The organism is Flavobacterium cutihirudinis (assembly GCF_003385895.1).
GTDB lineage: Bacteria > Bacteroidota > Bacteroidia > Flavobacteriales > Flavobacteriaceae > Flavobacterium > Flavobacterium cutihirudinis.
Window position 1 is genome coordinate 1,100,651 of the sequence record NZ_QRDQ01000007.1, and the last position, 24,013, is coordinate 1,124,663.

The 24,013-nt window shown below is 32.9% G+C and carries 20 protein-coding genes; 14 read left to right on the plus strand and 6 right to left on the minus strand.

Going from position 1 to position 24,013, the window contains the following annotated elements; all coding sequences use genetic code 11:
- Window positions 1–39 precede the first annotated feature (39 nt).
- On the plus strand, window positions 40–939 hold the full coding sequence (locus BD847_RS04770; RefSeq protein ID WP_115887107.1) for a patatin-like phospholipase family protein: 900 nt from the start codon (window positions 40–42) through the stop codon (window positions 937–939).
- Between the two features lie 77 nt (window positions 940–1,016).
- Here BD847_RS04770 and BD847_RS04775 read toward each other — a convergent pair whose 3' ends face one another.
- Window positions 1,017–1,538 (minus strand): DUF7935 family protein, encoded by a 522-nt coding sequence (locus BD847_RS04775; RefSeq protein ID WP_115887108.1) that lies wholly within the window; start codon window positions 1,536–1,538, stop codon window positions 1,017–1,019.
- A gap of 124 nt (window positions 1,539–1,662) precedes the next feature.
- Between BD847_RS04775 and BD847_RS04780 the strand changes: the two genes are divergently transcribed.
- From BD847_RS04780 to BD847_RS04805, 5 genes are all read left to right on the plus strand, one after another.
- Entirely contained in the window at window positions 1,663–2,430 is a 768-nt protein-coding gene (locus tag BD847_RS04780) for a sulfite exporter TauE/SafE family protein (RefSeq protein WP_115887109.1), read from the plus strand.
- A gap of 123 nt (window positions 2,431–2,553) precedes the next feature.
- Window positions 2,554–2,853: a hypothetical protein gene (locus tag BD847_RS04785; RefSeq protein ID WP_115887110.1), complete on the plus strand. Its 300-nt coding sequence runs from the start codon at window positions 2,554–2,556 to the stop codon at window positions 2,851–2,853.
- A 537-nt stretch (window positions 2,854–3,390) separates the two neighbouring features.
- Window positions 3,391–5,733: an ATP-dependent helicase gene (locus tag BD847_RS04795; protein ID WP_115887112.1), complete on the plus strand. Its 2,343-nt coding sequence runs from the start codon at window positions 3,391–3,393 to the stop codon at window positions 5,731–5,733.
- A gap of 84 nt (window positions 5,734–5,817) precedes the next feature.
- Window positions 5,818–6,438: an L-threonylcarbamoyladenylate synthase gene (locus BD847_RS04800; RefSeq protein ID WP_115887113.1), complete on the plus strand. Its 621-nt coding sequence runs from the start codon at window positions 5,818–5,820 to the stop codon at window positions 6,436–6,438.
- A 77-nt stretch (window positions 6,439–6,515) separates the two neighbouring features.
- The gene (locus BD847_RS04805) at window positions 6,516–7,553 is read left to right on the plus strand and encodes a carboxypeptidase-like regulatory domain-containing protein (protein WP_115887114.1); all 1,038 of its coding nucleotides are present in this window, start codon (window positions 6,516–6,518) and stop codon (window positions 7,551–7,553) included.
- 241 nt (window positions 7,554–7,794) lie between these two features.
- On the opposite strand, the gene BD847_RS04810 is transcribed toward BD847_RS04805, so the two are convergent.
- Genes BD847_RS04810 through BD847_RS04820 form a run of 3 tightly spaced genes read right to left on the minus strand, consistent with a single transcriptional unit; the run spans window position 7,795 to window position 10,156 of the window.
- Complete coding sequence (locus BD847_RS04810; protein WP_115887115.1) at window positions 7,795–8,628, minus strand: OmpA/MotB family protein; 834 nt, start codon at window positions 8,626–8,628, stop codon at window positions 7,795–7,797.
- Window positions 8,629–8,662: 34 nt separating this feature from the next.
- Complete coding sequence (locus BD847_RS04815; RefSeq protein ID WP_115887116.1) at window positions 8,663–9,682, minus strand: glycosyltransferase family 2 protein; 1,020 nt, start codon at window positions 9,680–9,682, stop codon at window positions 8,663–8,665.
- A 21-nt stretch (window positions 9,683–9,703) separates the two neighbouring features.
- Window positions 9,704–10,156, minus strand: a complete 453-nt coding sequence (locus BD847_RS04820; protein WP_115887117.1) for a type I restriction enzyme HsdR N-terminal domain-containing protein — start codon at window positions 10,154–10,156, stop codon at window positions 9,704–9,706.
- Window positions 10,157–10,225: 69 nt separating this feature from the next.
- On the opposite strand from BD847_RS04820, the gene holA reads away from it, so the two are divergent.
- The 3 genes from holA (at window position 10,226) to ettA (ending at window position 13,222) form a co-directional block, all read left to right on the plus strand.
- Window positions 10,226–11,230 (plus strand): DNA polymerase III subunit delta, encoded by a 1,005-nt coding sequence (gene holA / locus BD847_RS04825; RefSeq protein WP_115887118.1) that lies wholly within the window; start codon window positions 10,226–10,228, stop codon window positions 11,228–11,230.
- A 65-nt stretch (window positions 11,231–11,295) separates the two neighbouring features.
- Window positions 11,296–11,478, plus strand: a complete 183-nt coding sequence (locus BD847_RS04830; RefSeq protein ID WP_115887119.1) for a CAL67264 family membrane protein — start codon at window positions 11,296–11,298, stop codon at window positions 11,476–11,478.
- 52 nt (window positions 11,479–11,530) lie between these two features.
- The gene (gene ettA / locus BD847_RS04835) at window positions 11,531–13,222 is read left to right on the plus strand and encodes an energy-dependent translational throttle protein EttA (protein ID WP_111291005.1); all 1,692 of its coding nucleotides are present in this window, start codon (window positions 11,531–11,533) and stop codon (window positions 13,220–13,222) included.
- A gap of 99 nt (window positions 13,223–13,321) precedes the next feature.
- Here ettA and BD847_RS04840 read toward each other — a convergent pair whose 3' ends face one another.
- Window positions 13,322–14,020 (minus strand): carbohydrate-binding family 9-like protein, encoded by a 699-nt coding sequence (locus BD847_RS04840; protein WP_115887120.1) that lies wholly within the window; start codon window positions 14,018–14,020, stop codon window positions 13,322–13,324.
- Window positions 14,021–14,168: 148 nt separating this feature from the next.
- Between BD847_RS04840 and BD847_RS04845 the strand changes: the two genes are divergently transcribed.
- Both BD847_RS04845 and BD847_RS04850 read left to right on the plus strand, forming a co-directional pair.
- Entirely contained in the window at window positions 14,169–15,824 is a 1,656-nt protein-coding gene (locus tag BD847_RS04845; RefSeq protein WP_115887121.1) for a M1 family metallopeptidase, read from the plus strand.
- A gap of 149 nt (window positions 15,825–15,973) precedes the next feature.
- Window positions 15,974–17,629 carry a M1 family metallopeptidase gene (locus BD847_RS04850; RefSeq protein WP_115887122.1) on the plus strand — a complete coding sequence of 552 codons (1,656 nt, stop codon included), beginning with the start codon at window positions 15,974–15,976 and terminating at the stop codon, window positions 17,627–17,629.
- A 329-nt stretch (window positions 17,630–17,958) separates the two neighbouring features.
- Here BD847_RS04850 and BD847_RS04855 read toward each other — a convergent pair whose 3' ends face one another.
- Complete coding sequence (locus tag BD847_RS04855) at window positions 17,959–19,503, minus strand: hypothetical protein (RefSeq protein ID WP_115887123.1); 1,545 nt, start codon at window positions 19,501–19,503, stop codon at window positions 17,959–17,961.
- Window positions 19,504–19,658: 155 nt separating this feature from the next.
- On the opposite strand from BD847_RS04855, the gene BD847_RS04860 reads away from it, so the two are divergent.
- The 3 genes from BD847_RS04860 (at window position 19,659) to ilvD (ending at window position 23,976) form a co-directional block, all read left to right on the plus strand.
- On the plus strand, window positions 19,659–20,834 hold the full coding sequence (locus BD847_RS04860) for a 2-isopropylmalate synthase (protein ID WP_115887356.1): 1,176 nt from the start codon (window positions 19,659–19,661) through the stop codon (window positions 20,832–20,834).
- A gap of 77 nt (window positions 20,835–20,911) precedes the next feature.
- Window positions 20,912–22,030 carry a 3-isopropylmalate dehydrogenase gene (leuB, locus tag BD847_RS04865; protein ID WP_115887124.1) on the plus strand — a complete coding sequence of 373 codons (1,119 nt, stop codon included), beginning with the start codon at window positions 20,912–20,914 and terminating at the stop codon, window positions 22,028–22,030.
- Window positions 22,031–22,302: 272 nt separating this feature from the next.
- Window positions 22,303–23,976: a dihydroxy-acid dehydratase gene (gene ilvD / locus BD847_RS04870; protein WP_115887125.1), complete on the plus strand. Its 1,674-nt coding sequence runs from the start codon at window positions 22,303–22,305 to the stop codon at window positions 23,974–23,976.
- Window positions 23,977–24,013: the final 37 nt, after the last annotated feature.

A 24,013-nucleotide genomic window follows, 5' to 3' on the forward strand; every position in this document is an offset into this window, starting at 1 on the left:
ATTCTCTAAAAAAAAAAGCAAAAACCTACAATACCACATATGAGAGCATTAGTTATTTCTGGCGGCGGAAGTAAAGGCGCATTTGCCGGCGGAGTTGCGCAGTATTTAATCGAAGAGAAAAATCACGAATACGATTTGTTTTTAGGGACTTCTACAGGAAGTTTACTGATTCCGCATTTGGCTTTAGGACATATTAAAAAAATTCATTCGGTTTATACTAATGTTACCATGACAAGTATTTTTAATATTTGTCCGTTTGTGGTTAAAAATAAAGAAGGAGTTGACATTGTAACGATAAATCACTTCAATGTTTTACGCCAGTTTTTTAGAGGGAAAAGGACTTTTGGCGAAAGCAAAGGTTTGAGAAAATACATTCGAAATAATTTTTCATTATCAGATTTTAATAAACTTAAAAAATTAAAAACTGATGTTGTTGTTACGGTTACTAATTTCACGAAAAACGAATCAGAATATAAATCGGTAAAAGAGTGTAGTTACGAAGAATTTGTAGAATGGTCTTGGATTTCAAGTAATTATGTTCCGTTTATGAGTTTAGTCGAGAAAAACAATTACGAATATGGCGATGGCGGATTCTCAAGTTTAGTTCCAATTCGTGAAGCAATCAATCGTGGCGCCACAGAAATAGATGTAATTATTTTAGAAACAGAAGTCAATATGGATAAAACGGTTATTGGAAAAAATCCGTTTTCACTAATGATTGATTTGTTCCGAATTGCTTTAGATCAGGTAGAAAAGCATGACATTGCTATAGGAAAACTTATGGCAAACAATAAGAACGTGAAACTTAACTTATACTACACACCAACAAAACTTACTGATAATGCTTTAATTTTCAATAAAGAAGTGATGAAAGAATGGTGGGAACAAGGTTTTGAATATGCTCAGAATAAGTCTGAAGTAATGAGTGATAATAGGTAATTTAAGATTTTAGAATTCAGATTTTAGATTGCAAGAGATAAATCTAAAATCTGAATTCTAAAATCTAAAGTATTTTTCTACCAAAGTTCGGCAACTTCATTTTTAATATATCCTAAAGCTGCATTGCTAGGTGATTGTTTTTCTAATAAATCATTCAAAATAACTTCACGCAATTTATCAGCATTTTCTACTTTATCGCTCATTGCAGCTTTACGAATCATTTGGATTGTTGCATTTTTTGCAGTTACAATAATAGTCCAGCATTCTTCAGACATATAAATTTGTTGCGTTAAATTATGCTCAAATTCTTGTTCGATTTGTTCAATTAAATAGTTTTCGTAATCGTTTTTGTTGTTCGAAATTGGTGCAATTCTAATTAATAGTTTCGTTAGATTTATGCGTTCCAAAAATAATGTCATACGCTCATAAGCCTGCAAACGTATTGGTAATGATTGTTTTTGGTAATCTCTATTCAATAAAAAAGCACGTTTTTTATCATTGTTTTTAATATGCAGTTCAAAAAAACTGTAGGCAACAAATCCTGTAACTATTGCAGGCAATGTATAACTGGCTAATTCTATAATTCTTGTAAAATCCATTTGGGTTAAATTTTTTAGCAAAAATATACTTTTTGAGGAGAAATCCGTTTTAATTTTTTGGTAATAAACAAAACGGAAAACCTACTTTTGCAACTGTTTCAAAATTTGCACAATACTACTTTTAATGGATTCATACATTATACTTTTTCTTTGCTTAGCTGCGTTTGCTGCAGGATTTATCGATGCAATTGTTGGCGGCGGCGGACTAATCCAAACTCCAATGGGATTAATTTTATTACCTAATTTACCTGTTTCAACAGTTATTGGTTCTTTAAAAATTCCGGCTTTCAGCGGAACGGCTTTTGCTGCTTTTCAATATTTAAAGAAAGTAGTTATTCAGTGGAAATTATTAATCATTATGATGTGTTTGGCAGTTCCATCGGCATTTTTGGGTTCTACAATTTTGACAATGGTGAGCAATGATTTTATGAAACCGCTTTTGCTTGTGGTTTTGTCCTTGTTGTTTGTTTATACGTATGCAAAGAAGAATTTTGGTCAGCATGTTGCTAAAGATCATTCAGAAATGACTCAAATTATTTATGCTGTTGTAATAAGTATAATAGTTGGTTTTTATGATGGATTTATTGGGCCAGGAACCGGAAGTTTTTTTGTAGTTGCTTTTATTGCACTTTTAGGTTTTGATTTCTTGCACGCTTCCGCGAATGCTAAAATGGTGAACCTGGCAACGAATTTTGGTTCGATTTGTTTGTTTATGATCAAAGGAAAAATCATTTGGTCAATCGCAATTCCAATGGCAATTAGCAATGGACTAGGAGGATGGCTTGGCGCAAAACTTGCTATTAATAAAGGAAATGGGTTTATTCGAATTTTCTTTTTGGTTGTTGTAGTTGGGACATTGATTCGATTTGCGTACGATGTGTTTTTTAAATAAGATTCTATAATGAAACCTCTGGTTTGAAGTACTGAGATACTAGTTTTTTTTAACTTGTTTTTTTACTAAATATCATTTTATTAGAATATATTTGTCAGATAACAATACTAAAAGTATCATTAAATGATAGAAATAGTTGAAAATTACGAGAATTACGTTCAAAATTTACCAGATTTAATTAGTAAATCATATTATAAAGCCGAGTTTTTTATGCAAAAACTAGGGTTAAAACATGCAACATACTACAGGAAATTAAAATCAAATAATTTTACACATCAAGAAGTTAAGTTGATTACAATCTTGTTGTTTCCTGAAGAAATCTTACTGCAACAATTACAAAAAAGTGAGGAAGATATAAAAGCAGGCAGAACTATTAGTTTTGAAGATTTTAAACAAAAATTAGGAGCTAAGTATAGTCTCTAATTCTATGGGATTTCTTTTATTGTCCCAAAAAAGAACTATAAACAAAGTTTCTTTTTCAATTAAATAAAACAAGTAAATTTGGTTAGAAACTAAAAACTTTCGAAAAGAAGTTTTTTTATATTTCGATCCAATATAATTGTTTTGCGCAATCAGTTGGATAGTTGAAATTACTTGAATTTTGAACTTGTTTGATTTATTATCCGAATACTTTTGAATTATTTGAAAAAATGTTTTCTCGGCAATTTCTGTTAGTTCTATATTCATATTTAATTTTGGTGTTAAACAAATATAGTATTTTTTTAAGTTTTTTCTTTCAAAATATTTAAAGAAAGCCAATTGTTTGAATCTAGCCCCGATTGAGGCGGTATCCTCGTAACGGAGTGAAGAGATAAAGCCGAAAGCGGGAAACCATGCTCAATAAAATGCCCATTCTTCGGCTTCAAAAAAAACTTAGTATCTTAGTCCCGAAGCTTCGGGATAGTACCTTAGGAACTTTCTCTTTTAATTCTTATTTTTGCCTAAAAGGAGATAAATTACATGCAGAAATATATTGACCAGCTCAACGAAGCGCAGAGAGCGCCTGTTTTAAAGAAAGACGGGCCAATGATTATTATTGCTGGTGCAGGTTCGGGAAAAACCCGTGTTTTAACAATTAGAATTGCTTATTTGATGGCTCAGGGAATTGATGCCTTCAATATTTTGTCGCTGACTTTTACCAACAAAGCAGCGCGTGAAATGAAACACAGGATTTCGGATATTGTGGGAGCATCTGAAGCTAAAAATCTTTGGATGGGAACTTTTCACTCGATTTTTGCGCGTATCCTTCGTGCAGAATCAGATCATTTAGGATATCCTTCTAATTTCACTATTTACGATTCTCAAGATTCGGCAAGACTGATTTCTTCCATTATTAAAGAAATGCAGTTAGATCGTGATATCTACAAACCAAAACAGATTTTAGGACGTATATCAAGCTATAAGAACAGTTTGATTACGGTAAAAGCCTATTTCAATAATCCAGAATTGGTTGAAGCCGATGCAATGGCAAAAAGACCGAGGTTAGGAGAAATATATCAGCAATATGTGGAGCGCTGTTTTAAAGCCGGTGCAATGGATTTTGATGATTTGTTGTTGAAAACCAATGAGTTGTTGACTCGTTTTCCAGAGGTTTTGGCTAAATATCAGGATCGTTTCCGTTATATTTTGGTTGATGAGTACCAAGATACCAATCACTCTCAGTATTTGATTGTTAGGGCTTTGTCTGATAGATTCCAGAATATTTGTGTGGTTGGTGATGATGCGCAGAGTATTTATGCTTTCCGTGGGGCGAACATCAATAATATTTTGAATTTCCAGAAAGATTATGAAGGTGTAGTAATGTTTCGTTTGGAGCAGAATTACCGGTCAACACGAAATATTGTTGAAGCGGCAAATACAGTAATGGAACATAACAAAACCAAACTGGATAAAGTAGTTTGGACAGCAAATGATTTTGGACCAAAAATTAAAGTCCATCGCAGTTTAACTGATGCTGAAGAAGGGCGTTTTGTTGCAAGTACGATTTTTGAGCAAAAAATGCAGAATCAGCTTCATAACGGAGCTTTTGCAATTTTGTATCGTACTAATGCACAGTCGCGCGCGATGGAAGATGCATTGAGAAAACGTGATATTCCGTATCGAATTTATGGTGGATTATCTTTCTATCAGCGTAAAGAGATTAAAGATGTTTTGTGCTATTTACGTTTGGTAATTAACCCAAAGGATGAAGAAGCTTTAATTCGTGTGATTAATTATCCGGCACGTGGAATTGGAGATACAACTGTTGAAAAGTTGACTATTGCTGCGAATCATTACAAACGTTCGATTTGGGAAGTAATGGTGAATATTGATAAAATTGATTTGAAACTGAATACAGGAACAAAGAACAAATTGAAAGATTTTGTTACTATGATTCAGAGTTTTCAGGTAATCGATCAAAATCAGGATGCTTTTTATTTAACGGATCATGTTGCGAAGAAAACAGGTTTGGTTCAGGAATTGAAAAAAGATGCTACTCCGGAAGGAATGGCTAAAATTCAGAATATCGAAGAGCTTTTAAATGGTATTAAAGATTTTACTGAAGGCCAAAGAGAGATTGATGGAGCAAGAGGTGCACTTTCTGAATTTATGGAGGATGTGGCTTTGGCAACGGATTTAGATAAAGACACCAATGATGAAGACCGAGTAGCTTTGATGACGATTCACTTAGCAAAAGGACTTGAGTTTCCACATGTTTTTGTGGTTGGTATGGAAGAAGATTTGTTTCCGAGTGCAATGAGTATGAGCACAAGAAGTGAATTGGAAGAAGAACGTCGATTATTTTACGTAGCTTTAACTCGTGCAGAACATCAGGCGTATTTGACCTACGCACAGTCGCGTTACCGTTGGGGAAAATTAACTGACAGCGAGCCCTCGCGTTTTATTGAAGAAATTGATGGTCAGTTTTTAGAATATTTAACTCCAGCTGAAACTAATTATCGTTATAAATCACCAATTGATGGCGATATTTTTGGAGATGTAGATAAGTCAAAACTGAGATTAGCAAAACCAGTGGGAGGAACACCTCCAAAACACATTACAGATAATAATCCGAAACCGGATTTAAATATCAGAAAATTAAAACCAGTTGCAGGTACAAATCCTAATGCAAGTGCAGGAGCTCCAAATTTATTTGATAGTAAATTAACTGTTGGAAATGTGGTGATGCACGAGCGTTTTGGAAAAGGAGAAGTTATTAATCTAGAAGGCGTTGGTGCTGATAAAAAAGCCGAAATCAAATTTGAAGTAGGCGGAATTAAGAAACTTTTGCTAAGATTTGCTAAATTAGATGTAGTAGGATAAATATATGTTTCAGGTTTAAAGTTTCAAGTTGTTGAAGCGTAAACTTGAAACCTGAAACAATAAAAAACTTGAAACGAAAACACTATGGCTGAATTCATAAAAATATATCCCGATAAACCAAGTGAAGCTGCAATTGCAAAAGTTGTAAAGGTGCTTCAAAATGGTGGATTGGTAATTTATCCGACAGATACTGTTTATGGTTTGGGTTGTGATATTACCAATTCGAGAGCTTTAGAAAAAATTGCAAAAATTAAAGGAGTTAAGTTAGAGAAAGCAAAATTTTCGTTTATTTGTCATGATTTAAGCAATTTATCTGATTATGTGCGACAGATCGATACCTCTACTTTTAAAATTTTAAAGAGAGCTTTGCCTGGTCCATATACGTTCATTTTACCGGGAAATAACAATTTACCAAAAGAGTTTAAAAAGAAAACGACAGTTGGTATTCGTGTTCCTGATAATAATATTATATTAGAAATTGTTAAACAATTGGGAAATCCAGTTGTTTCAACTTCTATTCGTGATGATGATGATGTGATTGAGTATACAACTGATCCTGAATTGATTTTTGAAAAATGGCAGAATCTTGTTGATTTGGTAATCGATGGAGGTTATGGTGATAATGTTGGTTCGACAATTATCGACTTGTCTGAACATGAACCGGTTATCGTGAGAGAAGGGAAAGGGGATATTGATATTTTGTAACAAAAGAAATGTATTTCTAGGATAATACAAAAAGGTTTGGTTAATTAGCTACTGATTAATCAAACTTTTTGAATTTAATGAAAAAACTATTTACTCTTTTATTTTTGTTTTCTGCGGTCACTATATTTTCTCAACAGAATCTTATAGGCAAAATTACAGGAAAAGGTAATATTCCGTTAGAAGGAGTAAATGTTTACTATGATGGTACGACAATTTCAACAGTTTCAGATGCTGATGGACAATTTTCTATCAAGTATGAACCTAATGCGAATAATATTTTAGTGATTAGCATAATGGGATATCAGACCGAGTATCTCTCAGGACTAGATGCTTCAAAGCCATTAAATATTGTGATGAAGATTTCTGAAAATGAGCTTAAAGAGGTTGTAGTTAATAATAATAATGAGTTTACAAGAGCTCAGAAATTAAAGTTGTTTAGAGATTTTTTTTTAGGAAAAACTAGTAATGCGAAATCAGCGATTATTAAAAATGAAGATGATATTAAATTTAATTATGATAAAAAGAATTTGATTTTTACTGCATCTTCAGATAAACCTTTGGTAATTATAAATCCAGCATTAGGATATAAAATTGATTTTGAATTGGTAATTTTTGAAGTTTCTTTTAATAGATTTAGTATTAATTCAATAGATGCGTTTAAGAATTTTTACGGTGGTGTGAGCCGATTTGAAGAAATTGATAATAGTGCTAAAGTTTTAAAAAAACGAGAAAAAACATTTAAGGGATCTCAAGTTCAGTTTTTCAGAAATTTGGCAAATACAGATTGGGAAGCGAAGAAGTTTTTATTATTTAAAGATAAATATACTCAGGACCCAAGTAAATGCTTTACAATAACTAAAGAAGAAGATTTTACAAAAGTAGAAGTAATTCCTCAAGATAAAGCTGAAATCAAAAGTCTAAACTCAAAAAATATTATCGCAGTTTATAATCTTGTCTTTGATAAAAAAGAAGCATCGAGGATCACTTTTGAAACAAATAGTTTTTATATTTATAAGTACGGAAATAATTCTAATATTGAAGACATACTTTTTTCAGGAAAAATTTCGGAAAAAAGAGTTGGAGATATGTTGCCTTTAAATTATGGGATTGATTAATTTCAATTCTAATAATTTCAAATATGCAAAAATGACAACATGGTATATTTGTAAAAAAAAACTGAAATTGTATAAAAGTTTAAAAATTATCGCTAATTTTATAATAGTTAAAATTTAGTTAGTTGATTAAAAATAATGCTATTCTTGATTTATATTTAATTGGTTATTAAAAAAATTAAGGATACATAAAAGCAGGTCGTAAGACCTGCTTTTTCTGTTTTTATGATATGTAAAACAAGGATTATTTAGCTTGTTTTTTCATTTCTTTTTCAATCATATCGTAGAATTGATCGATTTTTGGCATAACCACAATACGAGTTCTTCTGTTACGAGCTTTGTTTTCAGCGCTGTCATTAGCAACTAAAGGCACATAAGAGCTTCTTCCAGCTGCAATTAATTTTGCTGGGTTCACTCCAAGATCATTTGTTAATACACGAACGATAGAAGTAGAACGTTTAACACTTAAATCCCAGTTGTCTAAGATAATTCCGTTGCTTTTGTAAGGAACATCATCAGTATGACCTTCAACCATACATTCAAAATCAGGTTTGTCGTTTACAACTTTTGCAACTTTAGCTAACACAGATTTTGCTTTGTCGCTAACTTCATAACTTCCGCTTTTGAATAACAATTTATCAGCGATAGAAATAAATACAACTCCTTTTTCAACATTGATTTCGATATCTGGATCGTTGATTCCAACAGCTCCTTTTAAACTTGTAACTAAAGCTAAAGTTACACTGTCTTTTTTCGTAAGAGCATCTTGAAGTCTTGAGATTTTTAAATCTTTCTCTTTTAAGCTTTCTAGAGATTTTTCTAGGTTTTCAGCTCCTTTAGTAGTTAAAACCGTTAAATCTTTTGAACTGTTGATCAAGTCTTGATTATGTTGTTTGTAGCTTTCTGCTGTTGCAGCAAGACCAGCTTTCTCTTCTAAGCAAGAATTCAATTTTACAGTGCAAGAGTTTAATAAATCTTGGGTCTCTTTGTTCTTAGCTTCAAGTGCTGCATATTGCTTCTTCGATACACACGAAGTTAAGGCCATTAATACTGATAGTGCGATAACTATTTTTCTCATAGGTATTATATTTAATTAAACGTTGATTACAAATTTAGTTTTTAATATTTTGATTACTGTTAAAGATTTCTTTAAAAACCAGTAATTTCTTTATGTAATACAGATAAACGATACTTTTTACGGTATAGTATTGCTGTATTTGAAAATCTTTTCGCTTTTTTAGATACTTTAAAGATAGGCAATAAAAAGATAAATGTGCCTTCAATATAGCAAAAGTATGACTGAATTTGCCTTGTGTAAGAAAACGGATACCGGCAATCCCATCTAAAACCATTCTGAAAAAAATCACAAAGAATAAACCTTTCGTTGGTAAATTTTTGACGAGCATCAGCAATGAGTTTCGGAAATTCAAAAATGTCTTTCTTGGGTTTCCTTGTTGCAAAGTTGCGCCTCCAACATGATAAACAACCGATTTAGAATTATACTTTATAATATGGCCTTCATTTGCGGCACGCCAGCATAAATCAATTTCTTCCTGATGAGCAAAGAAACTTTCGTCGAATCCTCCTAATTCATCATAAACTTCTTTTCGGATAAAGAAACAAGCTCCGGAAGCCCAGAATAACTCACAATTATCATTGTATTGTCCATTATCTTTTTCAATTGTATCAAAAATGCGTCCACGACAAAATGGGAAGCCATATTTATCAATGAAACCACCGGCTCCTCCGGCATATTCGAAATATTCCTTGTTTTTAAAATCAAGAATTTTAGGCTGAATAATTGCGGTTTGTTTTTCAGAATCGAAAGTTTCAAGTATTGGTTTTAACCAATTTTCGGTTACTTCAATATCCGAATTTACTAAGGCATAAATTTCTGCATCAATATGTTTCAAAGCATCATTATAACCTTTTGCAAAGCCGTAATTGCCAGTATTTTTTACAATCTTAACTGTAGGAAAATTTTGTTGAACAAACTCAACCGAATTATCTGTAGAATCATTGTCGGCAACATATATTGTTGCTCCTTCTGAAAACTGAATAACAGATGGTAAAAACTGCTCCAGCAATTTTACTCCGTTCCAATTTAAAATGACAACTGCTATTTTATCCAAAAGCTCTTAAATTATTTTATTTTAATGGTTTTCTTTATAGTCTGGCAGATTTCTCAAAAACTGATATTTTTCGTTTTCAAAATCCATTTGACAATAAAAATGGTTTAGCCCGTTTGTGACATTCAAAAACCGTGCCTGCATTGTCATATTATAACGTGCAATTTGATCAAAAGTTGCCTGAGAGATTTTTACCTCAGGAGCTTTGCATTCTACTAATATGTGTATAGAGCCATCAGAATTAAAAACAACAACATCATATCTTTTTCGTAATCCGTTGACTTTTAAAACTTTCTCAACATTGATTAACGATTTGGGATATTTTTTTTCCTTCAATAAATAATGAACAACATGCTGTCGAACCCATTCTTCTGGGGTAAGAATGATAAATTTTTTTCTGATTTCATCAAAAATTGACACTTTATTTTCGCTATTTTTGAATCGAAAACTATAGGTTGGAAAATTTAATTGCTGCATAAAGCAAAAATATAAAATAGTTTTAGGTTTCAAACCAACTTGAAACTTTAAACTTGAAACAAATTTTAAATGGACGAAGTTGTAAAGATTGTTAATGATATCAAGGCGGGAAATATAAGGCCAATTTATTTTTTGATGGGAGAAGAACCTTATTATATAGATAAATTATCGGAGTATATTGAGCAAAATGTTCTTGCGGAAGAAGAGAAAGGTTTCAATCAAACGGTTTTGTATGGAAGAGACGTTTCTGTAGAAGATATTGTGTCAACGGCCAAGCGCTATCCTATGATGGCTGAACGTCAGGTTGTTATTGTAAAAGAAGCTCAGGATTTGTCCAGAAACATTGATAAATTAGAAGCGTATGCCAATAATCCAATGGAAACTACGGTGCTGGTTTTTTGTTATAAATACAAAACACTTGACAAACGTAAGAAAGTAACTAAAGTATTGGCTCAAAACGGTTTGGTTTACGAAAGTAAAAAACTTTATGAAAATCAAGTTGGCGATTGGATAAAACGTGTTTTAGCCGGAAAAAAATATACAATTGACCCAAAGGCAAATGCTATGCTTGTCGAGTTCCTTGGAACTGATTTAAGCAAAATCAATAATGAGCTTGAAAAACTGCAGATTATTTTGCCACAAGGCACGATGATTACGGCGGAACATATCGAAGAAAATATTGGTTTCAGTAAAGATTATAATGTTTTCGAATTACGAAAAGCAATTGGTGAACGCAATCAATTAAAAGCGTATAAAATTGCAGAAAACTTTGCACATAATCCTAAAGAATATCCATTGGTAATGACTACCGGATTAGTATTTGGATTCTTTGTTCAGCTTTTAAAATATCACGGATTAAAAGATAAAAATCCAAAGAATGTTGCTTCTGCTATTGGTGTAAATCCTTATTTTTTAAAGGAATATGATTTGGCTGTAAAGAATTACCCAATGCGAAAAGTGAGTCAGATTGTTGGTGCTTTAAGGGATATTGATGTTAAAAGTAAAGGAGTTGGAGCAAATGCACTACCGCAATCCGATTTGCTAAAAGAAATGCTTTATAAAATATTTAATTAAGCCGTAATAATTCACGATATTTGCCTTTCTAAAAATTAATCAGATTAAAAAATAATTACACAATTATGGGAATGAATAAAAATACCGTTTTAGGATGGGCTACTTTTATAATGATACTTATGGGATTGTTGCTTATAGGTCTTGGAATCTTTAGATACAGTGATGTTTCGGGCTGGGGATTTGCTGCTGTTGGAGTTGGTTTTTTTGCTAATGCCTGGGTTTTCAATGCGCTGAAAGGAAGGGTTTAATCTGTTTTATAAGAAAAATTAAAAACAATAATAAAAATAAATAATAAAGAAAATGTCAGACGATAAGAAAGTAATTTTCTCAATGCAAAAATTGAGTAAAACCTATCAGGGAGCAGACAAACCGGTACTTAAGAATATTTATTTGAGTTTCTTTTACGGAGCTAAAATTGGTATTTTGGGACTTAACGGTTCGGGAAAATCTTCTCTTTTAAAAATTATTGCCGGAGTAGATAAAAACTACCAAGGTGATGTTGTTTTTCAGCCAGGTTATACTGTAGGTTATTTAGAGCAAGAACCAATTCTTGATGATTCTAAAACAGTTATCGAAATTGTTCGCGAAGGCGCTGCAGAAACTATGGCAGTTTTAGAAGAATACAATCAAATTAATGATTTATTTGGTCTTGAAGAAAATTATTCAGATCCAGATAAAATGGATAAATTGATGGACCGTCAGGCAGCATTGCAAGATAAAATTGATGCGCTTGGTGCTTGGGAAATCGATACTAAGTTAGAAATCGCAATGGATGCATTGCGTACACCGGAAGGTGATACACCAATTAAAAACCTTTCTGGAGGTGAGCGTCGTCGTGTAGCTTTATGTCGTTTATTATTGCAACAGCCTGATGTATTGCTTCTGGATGAGCCAACCAACCACCTTGATGCTGAGTCAGTTCTTTGGTTAGAGCAGCATTTAGCGCAATATTCAGGAACTGTAATTGCGGTAACACACGACCGTTATTTCTTGGATAACGTTGCAGGATGGATTCTTGAATTAGATAGAGGAGAAGGTATTCCATGGAAAGGGAATTATTCTTCTTGGTTAGATCAAAAATCAAACCGTATGGCTCAAGAAGAAAAAGTAGCTTCTAAACGTAGAAAAACGTTAGAGCGTGAGTTGGAGTGGGTTCGCCAAGGTGCTAAAGGTCGTCAGACAAAACAAAAAGCACGTTTACAGAACTACGACAAATTATTAAATGAAGATCAGAAACAACTAGATGAAAATCTGGAAATCTATATTCCGAACGGTCCACGTTTAGGAACAAATGTAATTGAGGCTAAAAACGTTGCAAAAGCGTTTGGTGAAAAATTATTGTATGATAATTTGAACTTTACGTTGCCACAAGCCGGAATTGTTGGAATTATCGGACCAAACGGTGCTGGTAAATCGACCATTTTCAAAATGATTATGGGAGAGCAAGCAACGGACAGCGGAGAATTCTCAGTTGGAGAAACGGTAAAAATCGCTTACGTAGATCAGTCGCACTCTAATATTGATCCGAATAAATCGATTTGGGAAAATTTTGCAGACGGTCAGGAATTAATTATGATGGGCGGAAAGCAAGTAAACTCAAGAGCTTATTTATCTCGTTTCAATTTTGGTGGTGGAGAGCAGAATAAAAAAGTATCAATGTTGTCTGGTGGTGAGCGTAACCGTTTACACTTAGCAATGACTTTGAAAGAAGAAGGAAACGTGCTTTTACTGGATGAGCCTACGAATGACCTTGACGTAAATACACTTCGTGCACTTGAAGAAGGTTTGGAGAATTTTGCTGGTTGTGCAGTTATTATTTCGCACGACAGATGGTTCTTAGATAGAATTTGCACGCACATTCTAGCTTTTGAAGGAGATTCTGAAGTTTATTTCTTCGAAGGAAGTTTCTCTGATTATGAAGAAAATAAAAAGAAACGTCTTGGCGGTGATTTAACTCCAAAACGTTTGAAATACAGAAAATTGATTAGATAAATCTAATTAATTTCCTCCCGAAATTTCGAGATAAAATCCCAAATTCCTTTACTTGGAATTTGGGATTTTTTTATATCTGATGTTCTCATTTGAATTAGATTATTCTACAAATTCGAATGTCGCAAATTCCTGTGGCTGATGAAAACCAAATTTTCCACTCTTATATGATTGTAAAGCTAAATATTCAGTTGTTTGACCGTAATCGATTCTAAAAGCATTACCGCGCCATTTTGTTCCCGATTCAGGTTTTTTAAAATTGCCGTTTTCGATTTTCTCCAAGCTTGAAAAAGGGATTTTAATTTCGGCGCAAAAACCTTCTGAAGTAATTTTGCTTTTTGCTTCCATTTCTAAAATGTCAAATGCCATTGAAGTTTTCCATCCGCCACAATCAGCTGAAATACATTTTAGCAGCATATCATAATTTGTTGAAAATGCATTTACTCCAATTTCAATATAATTTTGACCATCACCATCCGGATCAATAAAAATTTCGACTAAATCATCTGTGTTGAAAATTCCGGAATCTTTTTTCTGATTGGTTCCAATTATTTTTGAATCATTGGAACGATAGGCGATATACAGGTTTTCATCATTCCACGAAAGTGAAACAAATGTATTTTGGTTTGCTTTTTCTCCGGAATTATGAATTACAAACGGGCCTAAAAAAGGTGTTTTCCAATCAGATAAATCTCCGTCGATATTTATTTTTTCGGCTGTTTTAGAAATTGAAACTGTTTGCGAATAAATAGTTCTTGACCAAATTAAAAGTATAAAATATAAAAGACAACGAAGTTTCATAGAATGTCAGTGTTATTAGAAAAGCTAAAATAAACAAGAATATCTGAAGTTGAATGTTAATTTTCAGAATTAGAAAATAGAAATTTAACTCGAATAGTTACATTTGTTAAAAACAAAGAAAAACGTATTTACACCAAACTACCATATAATGAAAAAAATCTTTGGAAGCCTTTTTGTCGCTTCTTTAATTGGTTTTAATGCCAATGCTCAAGGCCTTTTGGCTAAGTCAGAAAACATTTTTACGCATCAGGATACTTTACGCGGAAGCATCACAAAAGAAAGAGCTTGGTGGGATTTAAAATATTATCATTTAGATATTAAAGTAAATCCTTCACAAAAAACAATTACAGGTTTTAATACTGTACGTTATACTGTTTTGACTGAGAATAACAAAATGCAAATCGATTTGCAGGAGCCGATGCAAATTTACAAAGTAACGCAGAACGGAAAAGAATTGAAATTTGAAAGAGACGGAAACGCATTTTTTATTCGGTTGACTGAAAAGCAAAAAGTGGGAGAAACAAAAGAAATTGTAATTTCATTTGGAGGAAAACCAAAAGAAGCCATCAGACCACCATGGGACGGAGGAATTACATGGAATAAAGATAAAAACGGAAAGGATTTTATCGCTTCATCTTGCCAGGGACTTGGCGCAAGCGTTTGGTGGCCGTGCAAGGATCATATGTACGATGAAGTAGAAAATATGCTAATCAGCGTGAATGTTCCGGGACATTTGACTGATGTTTCGAATGGAAGATTGCAAAGCGTTAAGAAAGAAAAAGACGGAACAAAGACCTTCAATTGGTATGTGGCAAATCCAATCAATAATTATGGTGTGAACATTAATATTGGAGATTATGTAAACTTTTCTGAGAAGTTTAAAGGAGAAAAAGGCGATTTAGACTGCAGTTATTATGTTTTGAAAGATAATCTGGCTGTTGCAAAAGAACAATTTAAAGATGCCCCAAGAATGTTGAAAGCTTTTGAAAGCTGGTTTGGTCCTTATCCTTTTTATGAAGATAGTTACAAACTTGTTGAAGCACCTTATTTAGGAATGGAACATCAGAGCAGTGTGACGTATGGTAATAATTTTAAAAACGGACATAATGGACATGATATAAGTGGAACTGGTTGGGGATTAAAATACGATTATATTATTATTCACGAATCGGGTCACGAATGGTTTGCTAATAATATCACTTATAAAGATATCGCAGACATGTGGATTCATGAAAGTTTTACAACATATTCGGAATCAGTTTTTATTGAATATTATTATGGAAAAGAAGCTGCGAGTGAATATATTAGAGGAATCAGAAAAATGATCCGTAATAAAAGTTCAATTATCGGGAGTTATGATGTAAACAGAGAAGGTTCTGGCGATATGTATCCAAAAGGCGCAAATATGCTGCACACAATTCGTCAGGTAATCAATGATGACGCTAAATGGAAATCAATATTAAGAGGATTAAATAGTACTTTTTATCATCAAACAGTAACTACAAAAGAAATTGAAGATTATTTAAGTACACAGTCAGGAATCAATTTGAGTTCGATTTTTGATCAATATCTTAGAACACCTCAAGTTCCTACTTTCGAATATTATATTAAAGATCAAAAACTGACGTATCATTGGATAAACAGTGTTGAAAATTTTAATTTGCCTCTGAAAGTAAACTTCGACGGAAAAGAAATGTGGCTAAAACCTACAACAGATTGGAAAACAGAAGATTTAAAATCGGACAAAACAAACTTAATTGTTGATCGAAATTTTTATGTAACTGTTTTTAATATTACAGAATAGATTCTGAATTCATTCAAAAAACAAAACCTGATAAATTACTGCGATTTATCAGGTTTGTTTTTTTATTTAGAAATCATAAAATTTTAGAAAGTTTAATTTGAATGTTTACATTTGTTGAAGATTGATTTCAAAATAATACCGTTTTACTAATGAAAAATTACTTCGGAAGCATTTTTGTTGCTTTTTTAATTGGTTTTAGTGCCAATGCCCAAGGACTTCTTAATAAAGGAGAAACAGTTTTTACACATCAGGATACTTTACGCGGAAGCATAACAAAAGAAAGAGCCTGGTGGGATTTAAAATATTATCATCTGAATGTAAAGGTTAATCCTTCTGAAAAAAGCATTTCGGGTTCTAATTTAGTTCGTTATACTGTTTTGACAGAGAACAACAAAATGCAAATTGATTTGCAGGAACCAATGCAGATTTACAAAGTAACGCAGAATGGTAAAGAACTGAAATTTGAAAGAGACGGAAATGCATTTTTTATTCAGTTGACTGAAAAGCAAAAAGTTGGAGAAACAAAAGAAATTCTAATTTCATTTGGAGGAAAACCAAAAGAAGCTGTAAGAGCACCTTGGGATGGAGGTTTTTCTTGGAAAAAAGATAAAAACGGAAAAGATTTTATTGCTACATCTTGTCAGGGATTAGGTGCAAGTGTTTGGTGGCCAAACAAAGATCATATGTATGATGAAGTTGAAAATATGTTGATCAGCGTGAATGTTCCTGGAGATTTGACAGATGTTTCGAACGGAAGATTACAAAGCGTTAAGAAAGAAAAAGACGGAACTAAAACCTTCAATTGGTATGTTTCGAACCCTATTAATAATTACGGAGTGAACATCAATATTGGTGATTACGTTAATTTTTCTGAGGTTTATAAAGGAGAAAAAGGTGATTTAGATTGTAATTATTATGTTTTGAGAGATAATTTGGCCAAAGCCAAAGAACAATTTAAAGATGCACCAAAAATGCTTAAAGCCTTCGAAAACTGGTTTGGACCTTATCCGTTTTATGAAGACAGTTATAAATTAGTAGAAGTTCCGTATTTAGGAATGGAACACCAAAGTTCTGTAACCTACGGAAACGAATATAAAAATGGTTATTTAGGTCGTGATTTGAGCGGAACTGGCTGGGGATTAAAATTTGATTTTATCATTATTCACGAATCTGGTCACGAATGGTACGCGAACAATATCACGTATAAAGATATTGCTGATATGTGGGTGCATGAGAGCTTTACTAATTATTCTGAAAGTTTGTTTTTAGAATATTATTATGGAAAAGATGCAGCTGCTGAATACATTATCGGATGTAGAAAAAACATTCATAATGACACGCCAATTATCGGGCATTATGATGTTAATAACGAAGGATCCGGAGATATGTATCCAAAAGGAGCTTCAATGTTGCACATGATTCGCCAAGTAATTAATGACGATGCAAAATGGAAATCGATTTTGAGAGGTATGAACAAGACTTTCTATCATCAAACTGTTACCGGAAAGCAAATTCAGGATTATATTAATGAGCAATCAGGAATTAATTTCAACAGAGTTTTCGCTCAGTATTTAACAACAACTCAAATTCCTGTTTTTGAATATATGTTCAAAAATGGAACTTTTGGATATCATTGGACAAATTGCGTTGCTAAATTTGACATGCCGGTTAGAGTAAAATTGAACGGTGTTGAAACTTGGTTAAGACCAACGACAGAATGGCAATCTGAAAAAACTACTACAGAAGATAGAAAAGTAGAAGTTGATAAAGATTTCTATGTTACGACTTCTAATATTGTCGAATAAAAAGTTTTAAAATTCCAAAATATAAATCCCAAATTCCAATTTTGTTGGAATTAGGGATTTTTTATTAAGATTTGAATTGTATGCATATAGTAAACCCGACAGGTTTTAAAAACCTGTCGGGTTTTGTTTTTCACGTAAAGTATGTCATTTCGACCGAAGGGAGAAATCACACTAGTATTTCCGTAAAGAGAAGCGCCAATCTTTGTAGAGTTTCGAGTGAGATTTCTCCCTTCGGTCGAAATGACAAAAAAGCGTAAAAGGTTAAAACTTTTACGCTTTTTTTCTTATTGGAATTTGGAATTTAAAATTTAAAATATTGGAATTTAAAATTATCTACTATTCAATTTTGCCTTTTCCTTAATAATATCAGCAATCTTACGATTTTCAATTTTACTTTCAAGCCAAGAAATAATATCTAAATAAAGGAAAGCTCTTTTTTCGTAAGTATTCTTTTCAAGTTCTACGAAACGAGCGTGCATTTTTTTGAATTCCTTTTTAATATCAGCAGGATAAAAGTTATTTAAGTTTCTTAGGAATTTTATAATCTCTTTCTGAACTTCATGTAAGTCGTTCATTTTTATCAAGAATTTATATGTGCTCTTAAGATGATTTTCTAAGTAATAATCTTTTCCTAATTCATAATGTGCTATCAATGACAAAAGTCGGGCAAAACACATTAAATCTTCGCGCATACTTAAGTTCTTGTTGTTTATGATTTTGTCTAAATAATTAATACACTCATTGTATTTTTCGTTTCCAAAATAGATAGAAGCAATTTTATAGAAAAATAACATTTCGTGATGCTCGTCAAGATGCTCACTGTGAATTTTCAGTTTTTCTAAAATCTCTGGAATCAAATATTCACTTTCATCAAAAGTACCTTCAAGAATATGAAGATTCAACTTATTGTTGTAAACGTATAGAAATGATAGTGATGCAATGTTGTCGTTAACCGGAAATCTCGGATCTGCGATTGTTTCTTCTAAAAGCGTCAAATATTTCTTGAAATTCGAAGTATACTTTAACATATAAAGCGATTCAAGAAAATAGTGATTTCCTTTTAAGAAAAACACCGGATTCAGATAAATCATATTTGGGTTATCATAAAAGAGCTGTACCCATTTATAAGCAAATTTATAACTCGCCAAGAAATCCTGAACTAAGAAACTACGCCATAAATTGGCATTGTAAAACCAATATTTTTCGCGAAAGCCAAATTTACTTTCGTCTAGTTTTGCAATATGTCTGTTGAAATAATCGTCTATATATTTATATTCTTCATCGCTTTTTACGTAACCCGTTTTCAGCATGATTCCATATAACTGAAGCGATAAATTTGATAGTTTGCTTGAAATTGTATTTCTGTAATTTAGTTCTTTTGCCTGAATTACTAGTTCATCGGCGCGACCTTGAATACTGCGGGTAATATATTGTGATTCGATCAGTTTTTCGAATTCTACAATCTCATACGCCATATATTTTTCATCATTTTCTAAAGCCTGCTGTTTTGTTTTATCTAAGATTTTTAAACTCTGTCTGTACAATCCTTTGTTATATAGAATAACAGCAAAATCTATTTGCTCTCGTAGCTGATAGCGAATATTCTGGCTCGGAATATTTAAACGGATACTTACTAGGATTTGTTTGTACAAGTATGATTTTAAGTTAGATAACTGTACTTTTTTGATGCTTCCGCTTTTTAAAATTAGCTTTTCATCATAGGTTTCAGATTTATCTAAAATATTAAACAGTTCGATAAATTTTGTATTCGAACTGGTTTCTAAACGACTCGCAAAAATTTTAAATTGTCTTTTTTCAGATTTGGAAAGGGATTTAATCAGAACAAATAAGAAATCTTTTTGATGGTTAGCCATTGTAAAAAATAATAATATAACTTATTGATTATAAAGTATTTAACTAGGTATAAATTGTTTTATGAACAGTATAATTTCGTTAAAATGAATTTCGTACTGCATAAGTACAATATATATTTGTTATCACAATGTGAAATTACATTAAATTAATGAATATGAATAGAGAGAAAGTTCAAATTTTTGACACCACTTTGCGCGATGGTGAACAAGTTCCAGGATGTAAGTTAGATACTAACCAAAAATTAGTTATCGCAGAACGACTAGACAAAATGGGAGTTGATATTATCGAAGCAGGTTTTCCTGTGTCAAGTCCGGGCGATTTTTTATCGGTCTCTGAGATTTGTAAAATTGTAGAAAATGCAACCGTCTGCGGATTGACAAGAGCCGTAAAAAACGACATTGATGTTGCTGCAGCAGCTTTAAAACATGCTAAAAGACCTAGAATCCACACGGGAATCGGAACATCTGAATCTCATATACTCCATAAACTACAAACTACTCCTGAAGATATCATCGCAAGAGCAAAATATGCAGTAGCTCACGCAAAATCATATGTAGAAGACGTTGAATTCTACGCTGAAGATGCTGGAAGAACTGATAATGCCTTCTTGGCAAAAGTTTGTGAAGAAGTTATTAAATCCGGAGCTACGGTTTTAAATATTCCTGATACAACAGGATATTGTCTTCCTGAAGAATACGGAGCAAAAATTAAATATTTAAAAGAAAACGTAAAAGGAATCGAAAACGTAATCCTTTCATGTCATTGTCATAATGATTTAGGAATGGCAACCGCAAATTCAATTGCAGGAGCTATAAATGGAGCAAGACAAATTGAATGTACAATTAACGGTATTGGAGAAAGAGCTGGAAACACTGCACTTGAAGAAGTAGTAATGATTTTCAAACAACATCCGTACTTAAATCTAGATACAAATATCAATACTAGAGAATTGAACGAAATGAGCCGTTTGGTTTCTGAAAGTATGGGAATGATTGTTCAGCCAAATAAAGCGATTGTAGGAGCAAATGCTTTTGCACACAGTTCTGGAATTCACCAAGATGGTGTAATCAAAAACAGAGCGACATACGAAATCATGGATCCGCTTGATGTTGGTGTGAATGAATCATCAATTATTTTGACAGCAAGAAGCGGAAGAGCTGCTTTGGCGTACCGAGCAAAAAAAGTTGGTTATGAGCTTACAAAAGTACAATTGGATATTGTATATGTTGAGTTTTTGAAATTCGCTGATATTAAAAAAGAAGTTGTTGATGCTGATATTCATCAGATTATCGAAGCTTCAAAAATTCAGGGAGAACTAATCAGAAGCTAGTTCATTAGAAGAAGGAAAATAGAACAAAGAAGAAAGAGAAAAAAAATAAAGATTTAAATCATAAAGAACGAGACGTTATGAATTTGAAAATAGCAGTTTTACCAGGAGATGGTATTGGACCAGAAGTAATTTTACAGGCCAAAAAAGCATTGTATGCCATTGGCGAAGTGTATAACCATGAATTTGTTTTTGAAGAGGCACTTATGGGTGCTGTTGCCATTGACAAAACAGGAAATCCACTCCCGGAACAAACGCTAAATCTTTGTTTAAATACAGATGCAGTTTTGCTTGGTGCTATTGGTGATCCAAAATATGACAATAATCCAAATGCAAAAGTTCGTCCGGAGCAGGGATTATTAAAACTGCGAAAAGAGCTTGGTTTGTTTGCAAATATTCGTCCAATTAAACCTTATAAAGCGTTAATAGAGTCTTCTCCTTTAAAAAGAGAAATTATTGAAGGAGCCGATTTTACAATTTTTAGAGAATTAACTGGCGGTGCATATTTTGGAGCAAAAACACTGAATGAAGAAGGGACACACGCTTCAGATTTATGTGAATATTCAGAAGAAGAAATCACTAGAATTGCACATTTAGCTTTTAAATCGGCGCAAAAAAGACGTAAAAAGCTAACATTGGTTGATAAAGCAAATGTTTTAGAAACCTCAAGATTATGGAGAAAAGTTGTTCAGAAAGTGAGCGAAGACTATTCAGATGTTGCTTTAGATTTCTTATTTGTTGATAATGCAGCAATGCAGTTGATTTTAAATCCGAAACAATTTGATGTGATTTTAACTGAGAACTTGTTTGGAGATATTTTATCTGATGAAGCTAGTGTAATTACTGGTTCAATTGGTTTATTACCATCGGTATCTTTAGGAGAAAAAAATGCTTTGTTCGAGCCAATTCATGGTTCATATCCACAAGCAAAAGGAAAAAATATTGCAAATCCGATTGCTTCAATTTTGGCAGCGGCACTTTTATTAGAGCATTTTGGATTAACTAAAGAAGCTCATGTAGTTTATAAAGCGGTAGAAAAAGCAATAGAATTTAAAGTAGTTACAGTCGATTTAAAACCAGATTCAAAATTCGGTACAAATGAAGTAGGGGAGTTTGTTTCTAATTTTATTTTCAGTAAAGATGATCTGCTTTATTTTAATAATGATAATGTAAGTATTGGACAATCGACAATTGTTTAATATTTTTTGTTAAAACGTAGAAGAAATAACAAGAAGTCTTTAAAATGTTGAGATTTTATTTTTTTAGTCATTAAAGTTTTTATACTTTTGTCTCACTAAAAAATAGAAAAGATGCAAATCTCAGTTATTATTATTTCTTCTGTCGTTGTTGTCAATGTGATTAGCACATCTGCGTCGGGAATGTTATAAATATAATTGAAAAACTATATTATAAACCTTCCAAGTACTGGAAGGTTTTTTTTTGAATAAAAATTAAAATAAAATAATACATAATGGAATTAAATAAGTACAGCAAAACCATCACTCAAGATCAGACACAGCCTGCAGCGCAAGCGATGTTATACGGTATTGGTTTAACTGAAGAAGATCTAAAAAAAGCACAAGTTGGAATTGTGAGCATGGGTTACGATGGTAACACTTGCAACATGCACTTGAATGATTTAGCAAAAGATGTTAAAAAAGGTGTTTGGGATGCAGATCTGGTCGGACTTATTTTTAATACCATTGGTGTTAGTGATGGAATTTCAAACGGAACAGAAGGAATGCGCTATTCTTTAGTTTCTCGTGATGTAATTGCAGATTCTATTGAAACAGTTGCAGGAGCACAATGGTATGATAGTATTATTGCGATTCCTGGCTGTGATAAAAATATGCCTGGAGCGTTAATCGCAATGGGAAGATTAAATCGCCCATCGATGATGGTTTATGGAGGTTCAATTCACTCTGGAAAATGGAAGGGTGAATCTTTGAACATTGTTTCTGCTTTTGAAGCTTTAGGAAAAAAAGTAAAAGGAGAAATTACTCCGGAAGATTTTAAAGGAGTTATTCAAAATGCTTGCCCAGGAGCTGGAGCTTGTGGTGGTATGTATACAGCAAATACAATGTCTTCTGCAATTGAAGCATTAGGAATGAGTATGCCATACAGCTCTTCTAATCCTGCTTTAAGTCAGGAAAAAAGAGACGAATGTCTTGCTGCAGGAGCTGCAATTAAAATTTTATTAGAAAAAGATATTAAGCCAAGAGATATTATGACTCGTAAAGCTTTCGAAAATGCTATTACAATCGTAGCAGTTTTGGGAGGTTCTACAAATGCAGTTATGCACTTAATCGCAATGGCGCACTCTGTTGGTATCACAATTACTTTGGATGATTTTCAGGCAATTAATGACAGAACACCAGTTCTTGCTGACATGAAACCAAGTGGTAAATACATGATGGAAGATATTCATGAAGTTGGAGGTATTCCGGGAGTAATGAAATATCTATTGAAAGTTGGATTGATTCACGGAGATTGTTTGACTGTAACAGGAAAAACAGTTGCTGAGAATTTAGCTTCAACTCCGGATTTACAAGACGGACAAGAAGTAATTCACGAAATTCAAAAAGCATTAAAACCAACAGGAAATATTCAGGTTTTATACGGAAATCTTGCTTCTGAAGGTGCTGTAGCAAAAATCAGTGGAAAAGAAGGAGAATATTTCGAAGGGCCAGCTGTAGTATTCGAAGGTGAATTTGAGGTAATTCCAGGTCTTCAAGCCGGAAAAATTAAACCAGGAAATGTAGTCGTCATTAGAGGTTGTGGACCAAAAGGTGGTCCGGGAATGCCTGAAATGCTAAAACCTACATCTGCAATTATTGGAGCCGGATTAGGTAGCACCTGTGCACTAATCACAGACGGTAGATTCTCCGGAGGTTCACACGGTTTCGTGGTAGGACACGTTACACCAGAAGCATATGACGGCGGTGGTATTGCACTAGTAAAAGATGGAGATATAATTGCCATCGATGCGGTGAAAAATACAATCGACCTGAAGATATCTGACGAAGAATTCGCTGCTCGTAAAGTGGCTTGGGTTCAGCCTCCTTTAAAAGTAAACAAAGGAGTTTTACTTAAATACGCAAGATCGGTGTCAAGCGCTTCTACAGGTTGCGTTACCGATAATTAATTAAAAAACAATAATATCAAGGATCAATTGAAAATTG

What these genes read in the sequence shown, in the direction of transcription:
- ilvD (WP_115887125.1), top strand. Translation starts at nt 22,303, where the DNA reads ATGGAATTAAATAAGTACAGCAAAACCATCACTCAAGATCAGACACAG.
- BD847_RS04850 (WP_115887122.1), top strand. Translation starts at nt 15,974, where the DNA reads ATGAAAAATTACTTCGGAAGCATTTTTGTTGCTTTTTTAATTGGTTTT.
- BD847_RS04860 (WP_115887356.1), top strand. Translation starts at nt 19,659, where the DNA reads ATGAATAGAGAGAAAGTTCAAATTTTTGACACCACTTTGCGCGATGGT.
- BD847_RS04830 (WP_115887119.1), top strand. Translation starts at nt 11,296, where the DNA reads ATGGGAATGAATAAAAATACCGTTTTAGGATGGGCTACTTTTATAATG.
- ettA (WP_111291005.1), top strand. Translation starts at nt 11,531, where the DNA reads ATGTCAGACGATAAGAAAGTAATTTTCTCAATGCAAAAATTGAGTAAA.
- BD847_RS04840 (WP_115887120.1), bottom strand. Translation starts at nt 14,020, where the DNA reads ATGAAACTTCGTTGTCTTTTATATTTTATACTTTTAATTTGGTCAAGA.
- holA (WP_115887118.1), top strand. Translation starts at nt 10,226, where the DNA reads ATGGACGAAGTTGTAAAGATTGTTAATGATATCAAGGCGGGAAATATA.
- BD847_RS04795 (WP_115887112.1), top strand. Translation starts at nt 3,391, where the DNA reads ATGCAGAAATATATTGACCAGCTCAACGAAGCGCAGAGAGCGCCTGTT.
- BD847_RS04810 (WP_115887115.1), bottom strand. Translation starts at nt 8,628, where the DNA reads ATGAGAAAAATAGTTATCGCACTATCAGTATTAATGGCCTTAACTTCG.
- BD847_RS04855 (WP_115887123.1), bottom strand. Translation starts at nt 19,503, where the DNA reads ATGGCTAACCATCAAAAAGATTTCTTATTTGTTCTGATTAAATCCCTT.
- BD847_RS04820 (WP_115887117.1), bottom strand. Translation starts at nt 10,156, where the DNA reads ATGCAGCAATTAAATTTTCCAACCTATAGTTTTCGATTCAAAAATAGC.
- BD847_RS04770 (WP_115887107.1), top strand. Translation starts at nt 40, where the DNA reads ATGAGAGCATTAGTTATTTCTGGCGGCGGAAGTAAAGGCGCATTTGCC.
- BD847_RS04805 (WP_115887114.1), top strand. Translation starts at nt 6,516, where the DNA reads ATGAAAAAACTATTTACTCTTTTATTTTTGTTTTCTGCGGTCACTATA.
- BD847_RS04800 (WP_115887113.1), top strand. Translation starts at nt 5,818, where the DNA reads ATGGCTGAATTCATAAAAATATATCCCGATAAACCAAGTGAAGCTGCA.
- BD847_RS04780 (WP_115887109.1), top strand. Translation starts at nt 1,663, where the DNA reads ATGGATTCATACATTATACTTTTTCTTTGCTTAGCTGCGTTTGCTGCA.
- BD847_RS04785 (WP_115887110.1), top strand. Translation starts at nt 2,554, where the DNA reads ATGATAGAAATAGTTGAAAATTACGAGAATTACGTTCAAAATTTACCA.
- leuB (WP_115887124.1), top strand. Translation starts at nt 20,912, where the DNA reads ATGAATTTGAAAATAGCAGTTTTACCAGGAGATGGTATTGGACCAGAA.
- BD847_RS04845 (WP_115887121.1), top strand. Translation starts at nt 14,169, where the DNA reads ATGAAAAAAATCTTTGGAAGCCTTTTTGTCGCTTCTTTAATTGGTTTT.
- BD847_RS04775 (WP_115887108.1), bottom strand. Translation starts at nt 1,538, where the DNA reads ATGGATTTTACAAGAATTATAGAATTAGCCAGTTATACATTGCCTGCA.